Consider the following 15,594-nt stretch of genomic DNA (forward strand, 5'->3'; position numbering starts at 1 on the left):
TTTTTATTAAAGAAAGCCACTGTTACTGCGTTCTAAAATCACGGCGCAGGATTAGGCATTGCAGTATGAACCTTTTCAATTTCCTCTAAAATTTGAGAAGAAAGTTGCACGTTAATACTGTTTATATTTTCTGAAAGCTGCTCTAGGTTCGTTGCTCCAATAATATTTGACGTCACAAAAGGACGATCATTTACAAAAGCTAAAGCTAATTGCGTCAAACTCAAATTATGCTTTTTAGCAATCTCATTATATGCTTGTGTTGCTTTCATTGAAGTTTCGCTCGAATATCTTGAGTAGGCAGGGAAATTTTTTATTCGTGAATTATCAGGCATTTTGCCATTAAGATATTTTCCTGTTAACACACCAAAAGCTAAAGGGGAATACGGTAAATAACCTATGTTCTCCATCTGTAAAACCTCAGCAAGGGCAATGTCGTCACGGCGCTGTAAAAGACTATAAGCATTTTGAATACTTACCATTTTAAGTTTTCCGTTACGGTTTTCTTCCATATAACGCATGGCACCAAAAGCTGTTTCATTACTTAAACCAATGTGCCTAATCTTACCTTCTTTCACAAAAACTTCTAATCGCTCTAAAATTTGGGCAATGTTGTCTTCCCATTTTGCATTGGGCTCGTGATTATAATCTCTTACCCCAAAAATATTAACAGCACGTTCTGGCCAATGTAATTGGTATAAATCAAGGTAATCTGTTTGCAGTCTTTTTAAACTGCGGTGCAATCCATCTTCTAATGATTTGGCACTAAAGTCAAGATTCTCCCGGATATTCTCAAAAATTCCACGGCCTGGTCCTGTGATTTTAGAAGCTAAAATAATATCTTTTCTTCGTCCCGTTTTTGCCAACCACGTTCCAATAATTTTTTCAGTACTTCCATAAGTTTCCATCGTAAACGGGACGGAATACATCTCTGCAGTATCTACAAAATTCACACCTTTTTCAAGTGCAAAATCTAATTGCTCGTGCCCTTCAGCTTCGGTGTTTTGTCTTCCCCAGGTCATGGTGCCAAGGCAAATTTTTGAAACTTTTAAATCTGTATTTGGGAGGGTGGTGTATTTCATAAATACAAAGTTACAAAAAGACCTTTCAAGATTGAGTTTCTTAAAAGGTCTTCATTTATTTTTATTAAATTATTTATATCACTCCACGCCCTCGAGCAACTTACTAATCTCATCTAGTTTAGGTGTCAATACAACCTCAATACGGCGATTTTTTGCTCTGCCTTCACTAGTGGCATTTGAGGTAATTGGTGCGTATTCACCGCGTCCTGCTGCAGTGAGATTTTCTTTTGGGATAGTTTCATTTTCAGTAAGAATATTTACAATTGCAGTTGCTCTTTTTGTAGATAAATCCCAATTGTTTTTGATCAATCCTTTTTCACCATAAGGCACATTATCTGTATGCCCTTCAATGAGGACAGCTATTTCTTTATTCTCGCCTAGTACATTTCCAAGTTGCTCTACAGCCTCACGACCACGTGCATTCACAGCCCAGCTTCCGCTTTCAAAAAGGAGCTTGTTTTCCATCGACACATACACTTTCCCATCACGCTGTTCTACAGTAAGACCATTACCCTCAAAATTTACTAAAGCTGCTGATATTGCATTCTTTAAATCTTTCATCGTTGCGTCTTTTGCTGCAATAATGTTCTCTAACTCTGCTACGCGGCGTTCTCCTTTTTCTAATTCATTTTGTGCTTGTTGTAATCGTTGCGTTTGTGCTGCTAGAGTTTGTTCTTGCGCATTTAATACTTGCTCTTTGGCATTTAGTTCGCGCTCTTTAGCTTCAAGCTCGGCTAAAAGCTTTCTGTTACGCTCCATATTTTCGGTTAAATTTTCCGAACTATTTGAAGCTAATGCATCGTAGGATGTCTGTAATCTTTCTAAACTTTCTTTGGTTGCTTTGAGTTCCATTTCTGCTTTCGTCTTCTCAGATTTACATTTATTAAAATTTTTGCGTAAGCTTTCAATGCCCATTTCTCCAGTTGAAGATGCTCCATCTAGTTGTGAGGATAGTTCTCGGTTTTCAGCACGCAATGCATCATTCTTTTCTTTTAACTCATCATAAATTTTTGAAGAAACACAAGAAGTGGAGGTTGCTGTAAGTATTAAAAGTATAAGTAGATTTTTCATATTTTTTTGATTTTGGGTAATTCTTATTTTATAAATCGTCACATTTCATTTAACGTTATTTAATGAAGGTTTAGACCGCGCTCAAATAGACAAACTTTAAGTTTAAAATCTTTCTTCTTTGTTCGTCTCTACAATAAAGCTTAAAATTCTAGCTCCACCATTAAAGGGCAATGGTCACTGTGCATTGCGTTTGGTAATATAACGGCACGACGCATGTTTTCTTGTAAAGGTTGCGATACCATGTTATAATCAATACGCCAGCCCTTATTATTTGCGCGCGAATTTGCGCGATAACTCCACCACGTATAATTATCGGGCTCTTTATTAAAATGACGAAAACTATCAATAAAACCACTATCTATAAAATTGCCTATCCATTCTCGTTCCACTGGTAAAAAACCACTCACATTTTTATTGCGCACTGGGTCGTGAATATCAATCGCTTCATGACAAATGTTGTAATCCCCACAAATTACTAAATTGGGAAGTTCCTTTTTCAATTCGTTTATATAGTTTTGAAACAATGCCATAAACTCAAACTTATGTTCGAGTCTTGCTATATTAGTTCCGCTAGGCAAATACAAACTAATTACCGATACATCATCATAATCAACACGTATTGTTCTACCTTCAAAATCCATAGAGGCTATTCCCGTTCCATATTCAATATGGTTAGGTTCTTTCTTGCAAAAAATAGCGACACCACTATACCCTTTTTTTTGTGCGCTAAACCAATAGTGAAAAGGATAACCAGCTGCTTCAATTTCGGCAATATCTACTTGGTCTTTATTGGCTTTAGTTTCTTGAATACACACCACATCTGGATCTGCTGCTTGTAACCACTCAATAAATCCTTTTCGCATTGCGGCGCGAATACCGTTTACATTGTATGAAATTATCTTCATTCTATTTTTCTTTCTTCGGAAACGTGACCTCCATTAAACATAATGCGAAATTAAATAACAATGTATCTTTACCACAGTCGTTAAATGAAAGGTTTTCACAAAACAATCAACAAATTATAAAATTCTGCGTTATTCAAACAACGTATTGTCCCACCCCTTAAAATTTCCGAAGGAATACTAGAAAAAGGGTTTTATTATATGAAGTTAAAATTATCTATTCTCATTTTCTTTTTTACCCTTATGGGGTATGCGCAGGATATAACTTCAAATTACAAAACAAAGCGTGTTGCTGTGCGAGACACTATTACTATTGATAGTGTGGCAATAAACCCAGCACAGTTTAAAGTTTTTAGTGACCGTACCACAGTGATTGATTCCTTAAAATACACCGTTGATTTTAATAAGGCAATTTTAATCCCTTCGGAAACTTTAAAGACCGAAACAGATTCACTAACCATTGATTATTTACGTTATCCAGACTTTTTAACCCGCGACTATTTTCAATTTGACAAAAGTATAATTGTTGAAAATACAGGTGCCATCGACAAATTATATTCACTTGACCAAAGCACCCGTGTAAATAATTTTACTCCCTTTGATGGCCTTAACACTAATGGTAGTATATCCCGTGGTGTCACTATTGGTAATAATCAAAATGCTGTTGTAGACTCGCAACTTGACCTTCAAATTACAGGAAAATTAAATGATAATGTTTCTATCCGTGCTTCTATTCAAGACGCTAACATTCCTACTCAAGAAGGAGGTTATTCACAAAATCTTGACGAATTTGATCAAGTTTTTATTGAACTCTACAGCGATAATTGGAACATTAGAGCAGGTGACGTTGACCTCCAAAACCAAGGAAGTTACTTTGCTAATTTCACAAAAAAAGTACAAGGAATCTCATTAGGTGGCACCATTAATCATGCTACTGGTGCAAAAACTACTGCGTTTGCTGCGGGTGCTTTAGTGAGAGGGGTTTTTACAACAAGTCAATTTGTGGGACAGGAAGGAAATCAAGGTCCTTATAAATTAGTGGGGCCTAATGGAGAACTTTTTGTTTTGATAGTTTCCGGGAGTGAAAATGTGTATGTCAATGGTATTTTAGTACAACGTGGTGAAAATGAAGATTATGTAATTGATTATAATGCTGGTGAAATTAAATTTAACCCTACGTATCCTATTACTTCAAACATGCGGATTACGGTTGATTATCAATTTACAGAGCGCAATTATACGCGTTTTATAGGCTATGGTGGTGGTGATTATACGAGTGACACGTTTGACATAGGCGCGTATGTATATTCAGAAAATGATGCTAAAAATCAGCCATTACAACAAAACCTAAGCGAAGAGCAGGTAGCTGTATTACAACAAGCAGGTGATGATATGTCTTTAATGAATGCGCCTTCTGCTGTTCCTGCAACATTTGTTGAAGGTCAAATATTTTATAAAAAAGACCTAATTAACGGGGAGGAAATTTTTGTGTTCTCCAATAATCCAGAAGATGAACTTTTTAATGTACGTTTTACTCTTGTGGGAGCAAATCAAGGCGATTATGTTTTGAGTGATGCATCTGCAGTTACTCGTATCTTTGAATATGTAGCACCTATTAATGGAGTTCAACAGGGTAATTATGCTCCTTTTGTACGTATCAATGCACCAACTAAGTTACAAATAGGTGGTGTTAAAGGGCGCTTTCATCCTAATGAGAAAACAAACATTGATTTTGAGCTTGCTGGAAGTCAAAGAGATCTCAACTTATTTTCGGATATTAACGATGAAGACAATGATGGCTATGCATTGCGACTTACAGGAAAACAAAATATTTACACTAGTGCAGATAGCTTAAGCGTGAGCGGTATAGGTACGATAAATTTTATTAATAAGGATTTCCGAAATGTGGAGCGTATCTATAATATTGAATTCAATAGAGATTGGAATCTTATTGACCCAATGGGCGATCAACGGTTTATAACTGCTGGTGCTGAGATTTTAAAACCTGGAGTGGGTATCTTTAATTATACATTTCAAAATTTAAACTTTTCAGAAAATTATGATGGTACGCGTCAAGAAATTGTGGGAAACATTATAAAAGATAGTTTAAAAGTACAAGGGCAAGCAAGTTATTTAAAAAGTGAGAGTGATTTATTAGACACACAATTTGCTCGAGGAAACATTCGTGGTGCTTATTCGTTTAAAAAGGCATGGACGGGTGCAAAATTAGGCTTTGAGGACAACAAGGTAATAGCAATTGAACAAGATACATTAACACCGTTAAGCTTAAAATACAACGCATATGAAGTCTATGCTGGAATAGGTGATAGCACGGCATTATTTGTAGAAACAGGTTATCAATATAGAACAAATGACAGCCTAAGAAATGGAAGTGTGCAACGAGTAAACTCGAGTAATACGTTTTACGCAAAATCTAAACTTATCAACACTCAAAACTCTCAATTAGAAATTTTTGCAAATTACCGCACTCTTAAAGACGCTATGACAGAAGAGAAAGAGCAATCGTTAAATGCTCGCGTGCTTTACAATCAGTCATTGTTTAAAGGGTTTATAAGAGGCACTACCACACTTGCGTCTAATAATGGCGTAATTCCACAGCAAGATTTTACATATGTGCAGGTGGACCAAGGCGAAGGGGTTTATACATGGAATGATTATAACAATAATGGCGTTCAAGAACTAGAAGAGTTTGAAATAGCACAATTTCAAGATGAGGCAGATTTTATTCGCATATTACTACCTAATCAGACATTTCAGAAAATAAGAGAGAATAAATTTGGGCAAACTCTAACCCTTAATCCTCAACAATGGAATGGAAAAGGTGGTTTTTTAAAAGTGCTTTCTCATTTTTACAATCAAACATCATATACGATTGACAGAAAAGTTCGACGTGCTAATGAGGATTTTAATATTAACCCATTTGAAGATGGTGGGGACAATCAATTAGGTCTTGCGTTAAGTTTTAGAAATGCTATTTTCTTTAATCGTGGAAAACAAAAATATACTACCAGCTACACCTACATAACGAGTGCCTCAGATAATTTGCAATCATTAGGACTACAGTCATCAAGACTTAAAAATCATCAATTGAATTTTACCCATAAATTTGGTGAGAGTTGGTTAGTAAACGGAAAAGGTGTTACAGGTAGTACAGAGAGTACTTCTGAAAATTTTAGTAGCCGTAATTATAGATTAGACACCTATGAGCTCAATCCAAAAATTTCTTACTTACTTAGTTCTCAAACACGTTTTGATGTGTTTTACAACTTTATTAATAAAGACAATGTTATTAATGGGGCCGAAATGTTAGACCAGCAAAAAATAGGTGCTTCATTTTCCTATGCTAATGCAGAAAAAATTTCGTTAAATGGTGAGTTTACGTATATCGACAATGCATTTGAAGGAAGTGCTTTCTCTCCAGTTGCCTATCAAATGCTTGATGGATTACAACCAGGAACAAACTTTACGTGGCGAGCATTGATTCAAAAAAGAATTACGAAGTATCTTGATGCAAACATTACGTACAATGGTAGAAAGAGCGAGACTTCAAATACTATCCATACAGGAAGTGTACAATTAAGAGCGTTCTTTTAATCTTTGATTGACAATAGATGAACCCCTATAAATTTTCGGAAGTAAAATGAAATGAGAGGTTATTTTTTAAAGTATCTAGCACTTTAAACATCTTCATGCCTCTGTATAATGAAACGGTTATTTTTGTACCTCTTAAAATTTCGGCATAAAAAAAGGGAAGCCATAATGACTTCCCTTTTTATTATTCAAGGCTGTATGATTACTTTACAATAATCTTAGCAGACTTTTCAATATCTCCAGCGCCTAATTTAATAAGGTAAACACCTGAAGCTACATAAGACATATCTAACTCGTAACGGTATTTATTACCTTCTTTGATTAAGTTATTGAAAGCTAAAGTTTTGCCTCCAATATCGTAAACTGATAAAGGTAATATGTCGTTATAAGAAGTTGTTAATGTAATTGTAAAATGTTTTTGATCGCTTGAGGTCACTATCATCTCAGCGTTAGCAAGTTGTAAATCTGTAATAGATAAAACAGTGTCATTATCTACATTCTCTCCATACACATTGTTAAATGGATTTTCATCACCAGAATTATTTGCAGTAGTTTCAATGCGATAATCTCCTGTTGCAGATAAATCTGCTGTTTCAGTAAAACTATAAGTTCCTGTTGCACCAGCAGCTACAGATCCTGTAAAGGTTTCAGAAACTACAGTACCCCCATTAATTGAATAGGTAACTGGAAACCCAGATTGAGCAGCAGTACCATAATTTTGAACTTCAATTGTTATTACTTCACTATCAGTTAATCCTTCACTTGTATTAGGTGTTAAATTAATAACTGCTAGATCATTTGTTACTGGAGCAGCATGTTTAAATACACCTACAACATCTCTCCTATTAGGATTAAAATACTCTGCAATATGCCACATTGTTTGATCATCTAAAGGATCTATACTTAAATGTACATAATCTGCAAAACGAGTTCCTGGACAATTAGCACTACTCTGTGCAATTAAATCTTCAGCAATTGTCATTTGACCAACTGGATCATCAGCAAAACGACCTGTGTAACGAATAGAAATTCGCTCAGTATCACTTACAGAACTATATGCCATCCCTATATTTCCAAAAACATCCATTACCATTGATCCTGAGAATGCATCTTTGCCATCTGGAGCAGTATACGTACCTTCTTGAAAAATAGACCAAGGCTCTCCTTGTGCATCTTGTCTTAACTCATACCAACGAATACCTGCAAGTTCGCCACCTGTAGGATCTGTATCTACAACAAAGTTTAATAATGCTGAGTTATAAGTATCAAATTTTCTGAACTGTGCTTGATTCATAACCGTTGCTTGTAATGCATCAATATCTGCACCTCCACCTGGTTGATCTAAGTTTGCAAAATTACCTCCATCAAATACAGAAATAAAATCTGTCGTTGGAATTACTTGTGCTGCAGATACTGTAGAATTTGAAGGTGTTTCCCAATCTGTATTAAATGTCCATACTTTTAAATGGTCATCACTTACACCACCCCAAGCATCATCCTGTAAATATACTACAGAGAAGTTTCCTTTTTCAGGCTGAGAACCTCCTGTAGCAGAAAATCCGTGTGGGCTATAAAAACCGTTTGTAGCAATACCTGGCAATGGAAATGAAATACGCTGTGCTGGTAAACCTTGAGCCATTTGCTCACGCTCTACAGCAAAAGTACGATTTGAAGATCCTATATTTGCTGTTACATAATACGCATCACTCCACACAGAAAACTTTGTGTAATCTGGGAATGCTCCTGTTGTAAATCCAGTAGTGTAAACATGCCAACCATCATTAACTGGATCTGGACCTTGACAAACTGCCATATTAAATCCATTTGGACTACTATCAAATTCTGTAATTACAAAACGACCTCTTGGCTCTCCTGGTTCATTTTCAATATATGGATCAAAAAATACAATTGGATCACCAATGTTATTTCCTGGGAAAATTGTAGCCAATGATGCTTCATTAGTTAATGGGGTTCCTGTTTTGTCAAAAATTCTAAAGTTAGAATTCCACGCACCTATGTAGTGATTAGGGCCTACAGCTCCCGTAGGATCTGACGGTGTTGCAGATGCATTTGTATCTGCATCAAAAACAAGTAAAGGTGCTTTAGATCCATGAATAGGAGGTGCTGTTTGTAACGCTCCATCTGGTGTTGCAGAACCTTTTCCTGGAACTACTTGATTACCTCGTTGTCTTTTTGGGCGACCTTCTCTAGGAGTATTGTCACCTTCGATAAAAGAACCAGTTCTCATCTGTTCAGCGATACTAGGCACACTAATAGGTGCTTCCATCATGCCGTATTCATTCGCAGGATACTGCTGCACTTCTTGAGCCGTTAAGCTTACCGTTGCCAGTAATCCTAAAGCCATCATGTAGTTTGTAAATTTCATATTAAGTAATTTTAAGTTTTAATATTTTTATTTAATTTATAAAATTACGACGATTTAGAGAAAGAACAAGGAATAAAAACTAGTATTTTCTCACTATAATCTCCTATTATATACTCGAACAGTATTAAAGATGCACTCTTATGCTTAATTATTTAAATCCAAAATAAATCAAAATACGTAATTAATAAAAGATACAATATTTGTAATTTTCAAAAATATATAACCACAAAACTTTTAAATCATGATAATTCGCACTTTAATATTAACACTTTGTATATCAATTACAGCATGTTGTACTTCAAAAAAATCAACAACAGATGCCAATATGGACAGCACTGAAAAATCTGAAATTATGATGACAGACGCAAAGATGATGGAAGCTGGTTTTAAACAAGGCGTAATTGTAGCAAGTAATATTGAAGGAGATTGTCCTTTTACAATAAAAATAGATGGAGACCAACCCTATTTTTTAGATCCAATTAACCTTGATGATATGTATAAAAAAGATGGAATGAAAATTTGGTTTACTTTTAATGGTTTAAGAATGATGAACCGTTGCGAAAAAGCAAATCCTGTGAATGTTAATGAAATTCAAGTTAGAAAATAAGCTAGCTACTTAATAAAAGTGAAATTTCCGAAGCGAAACATTGTGTTTTACTTCGGAAATTTTAATTTATGACTATTTGTGCTATTGTTTCAACCACTCTTTCATTGAAATGGCTTTTGAAACAATACCATCAATTTCTGAAATTTTAATACGTTGTTGTTCCATTGTATCTCTGTGTCTAATGGTTACTGTATTATCTTCAATCGTTTGATGATCTACCGTTATACAAAATGGAGTTCCGTTGGCATCTTGACGTCTGTAACGTTTTCCTACGGCATCTTTCTCGTCATAGAACACGTTATAGTTCCATTGTAAATCTTCAATAATGCTATTTGCTATTTCTGGCAATCCGTCTTTCTTTACAAGAGGAAAAACTGCCACTTTTACGGGTGCTAATACTGCAGGTAATTTTAAGACTGTTCTTGAAGAACCGTCTTCTAATTCTTCATCTTGTAATGCCGTACTAAAAATAGCCAAAAACATTCTATCTAAACCTATAGATGTTTCCACAACATATGGTGTGTAATTTTCTTTTAATTCTGGATCAAAAAATTGTAACTTTTTGCCACTATGCTTTTCGTGGGCTTTTAAATCAAAATCTGTGCGGCTATGAATGCCTTCTAACTCTTTAAATCCAAATGGAAAATTAAACTCAATATCCGCCGCAGCATTTGCATAATGTGCTAACTTTTCATGGTCATGAAAACGGTAGTTTTCTTTACTCATTCCTAGCGATAAATGCCAATTAAGTCTCGTTTCTTTCCAGTATTCATACCATTTCATCTCTTCGCCTGGACGCACAAAAAATTGCATCTCCATTTGCTCAAACTCACGCATTCTAAAAATAAATTGTCTTGCAACGATTTCATTTCTAAAAGCTTTTCCAGTTTGTGCAATACCAAATGGTATTTTCATTCTTCCAGTTTTTTGTACATTCAAGAAGTTAACAAAAATACCTTGTGCTGTCTCTGGTCTCAAATACAAATCGGTTGCTGTGTCTGCAGAAGCTCCTAATTTTGTACCAAACATTAAATTAAATTGCTTAACCTCAGTCCAATTTCGTGAACCACTTAATGGGCAAGCAATTTCTAACTCTTCTATGAGTAATTTTACATCATCAAGGTCCTCAGCTTCTAAAGATCGTGCCATGCGTTCAAGAACTTCAGTCTTTTTATTTAAATAACCTACTACTCTTGGGTTTGTAGTTATAAACTCTTGCTCGTTAAATGCATCACCAAATCGTTTTGAAGCTTTTGTGATTTCTTTCTGTGCTTTAACATTTAATTTCTCCGCATAATCCTCTATCAACACATCTGCACGATAGCGCTTCTTTGAATCCTTATTATCAATCAAAGGATCATTAAATGCATCTACGTGACCTGAAGCTTTCCATGTCGTAGGGTGCATTAAGATCGCGGCATCAATACCTACAATATTTTGATGCATATGCACCATACTGCGCCACCAATATTCACGTATATTTTTTTTTAATTCAACACCATTTTGCGCATAATCATAGACAGCACTTAAACCGTCATAGATTTCACTCGAGCCAAAAATATATCCATATTCCTTTGCGTGCGAGATTACTTTTTTAAATTGATCTTCATTGTTTGCCATGTAGCAAAAATAGAAAATTGGCGTGGGGTATAAGCTTCTCTTTATTATTTTTTTCTGAAATAAAATGGATTTAATATTTCAGAAAAAATTATACCTTTTTATGCATTAAAAAATCCTTTAATCTTGAGGTGTCTCTCGATTAAAGGATTTAAAATTTATGAATATTCTGAAATCGTTCTATTTTAATTCAAACGTTGTGGTTGCAATTTGTTTTGCTCCATCAAAAACATTTACAATATATCTTCCTTCAACTAGGTCTGCCTCTTTAGCATCAACAAGCGTACAAACATCTAGTGCTTCATTTTCATAAAATACATTTGTTGTAGCGCTATAGTTTAAAGTTTTACCTTCAAAAGTAATTTTCGCATTGTCACCTAATACATTATTTCTAGGACTTAAAACCTGCACATAAACCATTCGATCTCCTTTTTTTGCAATAGTATTTGGTGCTAATGTGTAACAAGCTCTTAATTTATCTGCTCTGCTTGATCTCTTAGTATCAACTATTTTCCCACTATTTCTAACAATTACTGCTTCTCCTCGTAAATTTGTAACACCAAGTACACCAGCTTTTTTAATTGTTGTAGCAAGCGCTTCGTTTGATTGGTTTACTGAGTCAACAACTTTAATTGTTTCTGTCAGCACGTTAGTTGTACTATCACGCTCAACAGCAAGTCTTTGGTTTGCTATAATTAAACTATCTGCCCTTTTAAAGAGCGTTTTTCGCTCGGCTTTCAGTCTTCCAATTTCAACTTTATAACGTTGAATTAATGATGCATTTGCTTCAGAATCTTTAACCGAATCTAACAACACAACAATTCTTTCTCTCGCTGCAAGTAAATCTTTATCCTTTAATTCATTATCTTGAATAATATCATTGTAGTTTGCAATAAGGTCTTCAAGTTCAGTTTCAACATTAGCTTTTTGTACCTCGAGAGCGGTAACTGTGTCACTACTGTCTTGGTAAAGTATAAAAGTGTAAACTGCAAGTCCTATTAATAATAACGTAAGAACGCCAATGAGCACTTTAAAGCGTGTATTATTTTTAGTTTCGTCTGTCATTAGTGGTTATTTATATAGTTGTTGCGGCCAAATGTAATGTGTTTAAAAAAAACAAACTCCAAAAGAAATTATAAAATATGATTGCAGATGTGTTAAATATCTTATTCCCAAAAACTTGCAATGGATGCAACAGTGCTATTTCTAGCTCAGAAAAGGTAATTTGTGTTAAATGCAGGCATAATTTGCCTCTTTTTCAGCAACAATATGCTGGTGAGAATTCAATAAAAAATATTTTTTATGGAAGAATTCCAGTAGTTCATGCAACTGCTCTTTTAAAGTTTGAAAAACAAAGTATTGTTCAAGAATTAATGCACAATTTAAAATACCGCAAACAAGAAGATATTAGCGCTTTCTTTGGTGCATGGTTAGGAGAAAAATTGAGTGCATTAAATGATTATAAAGATATTGATGTTGTAATACCAGTACCAATCCACAAAACAAAAAAAAGAGAACGAGGTTACAACCAAGTATCTGGGTTTGGTAGCGAAATAGCAAAAGCTCTTTCTATTACCTTTCATGAAGATGTATTATTAAAAACAGCAAATACAAAAACGCAAGTTTTTAAAGGAAGATTGAAAAGAATGGAAACAGCTCAAACGCTAACTATTAAAAACTCACATCTTATTAAAAATAAACACATTCTACTAGTTGATGATATTATTACAACGGGTGCAACATTAGAGAACTGCGCGTTACAATTATTAAAGATACCAAATACAAAAATTAGTTTTGCTGCTATTGCAATGACAATCTCATAACCACAATAAACTCATAAAACAAATGCTATAATTTGTACAATTTATTTTAACGTCTCAACACTAAAAGTTTCCTTATTTTTGTCTTGAAAATTTTAGTTCTATCTCTGTGAAAATACGTTTCCTTTATATTTCGATATTACTCCTTTTTATGCTTTCTTTTGTCGATTGCGCAAAAAAGGGACGCCCTAGTGGAGGTGTGAGAGACAGTATTCCTCCTATAATTACAAGAAGTTTTCCAGAAAATTTTACAACAAGTTTTTCTGAAAATGAAATTAGAATCACTTTTGATGAGTATGTAAAACTTAAGGACATTAATAAGGAGCTTATTATTTCGCCACCCTTAAAATACCCACCAATAATTACTCCCACAAACGTTTCAAAAACGGTACGGATTAAAATACTTGATACACTTAGAGAGAACACAACCTATTCTTTCAATTTTGGTAATAGTATTTTAGATAACAATGAAGGCAATATATTTCCCAATTATAAATATGTTATATCCACTGGAACTTTTATTGATAGCTTAAAATTAAAAGGAACAGTCACAGACGCATTACTTGCAGAAACTAAAAATCCTACAGCAATTTTATTATACGAAATTGATGAAAACTATAATGATTCTATCATTTTTAATGAAAAACCAAACTACATCACAACCACCATTAATGAAAGTAATAACTTTGAGTTAACTAATATCAAAGAAGGTGTCTATCAATTAATTGCATTAAAAGAGACTACAAATAATTATACCTTTCAACCAGATACAGATAAAATTGCATTCTATCCTACCCCTATCTCTATTCCAACAGATAGCACTTTTGAATTAAAACTTTTTAAAGAAATTGTAGCTTTTAAACCCTCAAGACCCAAATTAGAAAGCAAGAACAGAATTAGTTTTGGTTACAATGGTAATGGGGATAGTTTACAAATCAAACTTCTTTCTGAAATGCCAAAAGAATTTGAATCAATTGTTTTGAAGCAACAAAATAAAGACACCCTCAACTACTGGTTTAAACCCGAAGTTACACAAGACTCATTAGTATTTGAAACAAAACACAAAACACAACGAGATACTTTTACGGTACGTATGCGTGAGTTATTTGCAGACTCAATACAATTAACACCAAAATTTGTAGGTGCAGTTGCTCAAAGAGATACGCTAGAGATACAATCTAGCACCCCCTTAATTAAATTAAATGATTCATTAATCTCAATTATTAATAAAGATAGCCTAGCTGTAGCATTTACTTCTCGCATACATCGAAAAACAAATAATGCACAAATTATTTTTCCAAAAACAGAAGAAGATAATTATAGTGTAACTATGCTTAAAGGCGCTTTAGTAGACTTTTTTCAAAACGAGAGTGATTCAATTGTTTTTAAACAAGTTGTAAAACCAGTATCAGATTTTTCGACCTTAACCCTTAACCTTGTAAATGTTGATGAATATCCAATAATTGCACAACTGGTAAACGAAAAGTTTGAGGTAATTGATAAGATATATTTGACAGAGAATAAACCTATCTATTTTGAATACATCAAACCTGGTAATTATTTTATCCGCTTATTATTTGATTCTAATAATAATAAAAAATGGGACACTGGTAATTTTCTATTAAAAACTGCCCCCGAAAAAGTAGTCTATTATCCAACTAAAATTGAACTTCGACCTAATTGGAGCTGGAATGAAACATTTATATTAGAGTAAAACTATCTGCGTCATTTAAAAAATTAAGATGCTTTCTATTGGTACTAATGTGGTTTTTTGAGAGTGTAACTGTTTGATGAAATTCCCGTTCAAAATCTGGTGTAGAAATTAAATTTCCTAACACATCATAAACAGCAGAATGCCCCGTATATTGATGACCGTTACCGTCTAGACCCGTTCTATTTACACCCACACAATAACTCATGTTTTCAATAGCACGAGCTTTAAGCAAGGTATCCCAAGCATTTATGCGCTTTTCCGGCCAATTTGCTACGTACAATAACAAATCATAATTTTGTGTATTCCTTGCCCAAACAGGAAATCGCAAATCGTAACAGATTAATGGATTAATTTTAAACCCTTTATAATCAATAATATTTTGCGTCAATCCAGCTGTGAAAACCTTATGCTCCCCCGCTAATGTAAATGTATGTTTCTTATCATAAACTTTAAAAGTTCCATCAGGAAACACAAAGAAAAGGCGATTATAATAATAAGCACTCTCTTTAATTATTATACTTCCCGTTATGGCAATGTTCTTTTTTATAGCTTTTTCTTGCAACCATTTTAAAGTTGGTCCATTTATTTCTTCGGCTAATTCCTCAGCGTTCATTGAAAAACCTGTAGTAAACATTTCGGGCAGAACAATTAGATCTGTTTTTTCATTAATGGTTTCAATTACTTCGGAAAAGTGCTCCAAATTAGCAACAGGGTTTTCCCAATATAAATGGGATTGAATGATTGTAACCTTCAATGTTTGTTCCATAATAATTTGTAAAATTTTTA

11 protein-coding genes are annotated in these 15,594 nt (G+C 34.1%); 4 read left to right on the forward strand and 7 right to left on the reverse strand.

Annotated features, from left to right (window positions below; genetic code table 11):
- Positions 1-38: 38 nt before the first annotated feature.
- The 3 genes from GB234_RS00820 to GB234_RS00830 form a co-directional block, all read right to left on the reverse strand.
- Entirely contained in the window at positions 39-1,079 is a 1,041-nt protein-coding gene (locus tag GB234_RS00820; RefSeq protein WP_151892610.1) for an aldo/keto reductase, read from the reverse strand.
- Between the two features lie 78 nt (positions 1,080-1,157).
- Positions 1,158-2,150, reverse strand: a complete 993-nt coding sequence (locus GB234_RS00825) for an OmpA family protein (protein WP_151892611.1) — start codon at positions 2,148-2,150, stop codon at positions 1,158-1,160.
- A 140-nt stretch (positions 2,151-2,290) separates the two neighbouring features.
- Positions 2,291-3,055 carry an exodeoxyribonuclease III gene (locus GB234_RS00830; RefSeq protein WP_151892612.1) on the reverse strand — a complete coding sequence of 255 codons (765 nt, stop codon included), beginning with the start codon at positions 3,053-3,055 and terminating at the stop codon, positions 2,291-2,293.
- Between the two features lie 198 nt (positions 3,056-3,253).
- Here GB234_RS00830 and GB234_RS00835 point away from each other — a divergent pair, with 198 nt between their 5' ends.
- Positions 3,254-6,667: a DUF8818 domain-containing protein gene (locus tag GB234_RS00835; RefSeq protein ID WP_151892613.1), complete on the forward strand. Its 3,414-nt coding sequence runs from the start codon at positions 3,254-3,256 to the stop codon at positions 6,665-6,667.
- 199 nt (positions 6,668-6,866) lie between these two features.
- Here the strand turns inward: GB234_RS00835 and GB234_RS00840 are convergent, their stop codons facing one another.
- On the reverse strand, positions 6,867-9,050 hold the full coding sequence (locus GB234_RS00840) for a T9SS type A sorting domain-containing protein (protein WP_151892614.1): 2,184 nt from the start codon (positions 9,048-9,050) through the stop codon (positions 6,867-6,869).
- 241 nt (positions 9,051-9,291) lie between these two features.
- Here GB234_RS00840 and GB234_RS00845 point away from each other — a divergent pair, with 241 nt between their 5' ends.
- Positions 9,292-9,657, forward strand: coding sequence for a hypothetical protein (locus tag GB234_RS00845; RefSeq protein ID WP_151892615.1), 366 nt, complete (start codon positions 9,292-9,294; stop codon positions 9,655-9,657).
- A gap of 81 nt (positions 9,658-9,738) precedes the next feature.
- On the opposite strand, the gene GB234_RS00850 is transcribed toward GB234_RS00845, so the two are convergent.
- Entirely contained in the window at positions 9,739-11,277 is a 1,539-nt protein-coding gene (locus tag GB234_RS00850) for a glycine--tRNA ligase (RefSeq protein ID WP_151892616.1), read from the reverse strand.
- Between the two features lie 177 nt (positions 11,278-11,454).
- Positions 11,455-12,339: a DUF8428 domain-containing protein gene (locus GB234_RS00855; protein ID WP_151892617.1), complete on the reverse strand. Its 885-nt coding sequence runs from the start codon at positions 12,337-12,339 to the stop codon at positions 11,455-11,457.
- A gap of 77 nt (positions 12,340-12,416) precedes the next feature.
- On the opposite strand from GB234_RS00855, the gene GB234_RS00860 reads away from it, so the two are divergent.
- A complete protein-coding gene (locus GB234_RS00860) occupies positions 12,417-13,097 on the forward strand; it encodes a ComF family protein (protein ID WP_151892618.1) in 681 nt (226 codons plus the stop codon).
- A 148-nt stretch (positions 13,098-13,245) separates the two neighbouring features.
- A complete protein-coding gene (locus GB234_RS00865) occupies positions 13,246-14,808 on the forward strand; it encodes an Ig-like domain-containing domain (protein ID WP_151892619.1) in 1,563 nt (520 codons plus the stop codon).
- Here the strand turns inward: GB234_RS00865 and GB234_RS00870 are convergent.
- A complete protein-coding gene (locus GB234_RS00870; RefSeq protein WP_151892620.1) occupies positions 14,795-15,574 on the reverse strand; it encodes an amidohydrolase in 780 nt (259 codons plus the stop codon). The genes GB234_RS00865 and GB234_RS00870 overlap by 14 nt on opposite strands.
- Positions 15,575-15,594 lie beyond the last annotated feature (20 nt).

It is taken from the genome of Patiriisocius marinistellae (assembly GCF_009014635.1).
GTDB classification, from domain to species: domain Bacteria; phylum Bacteroidota; class Bacteroidia; order Flavobacteriales; family Flavobacteriaceae; genus Patiriisocius; species Patiriisocius marinistellae.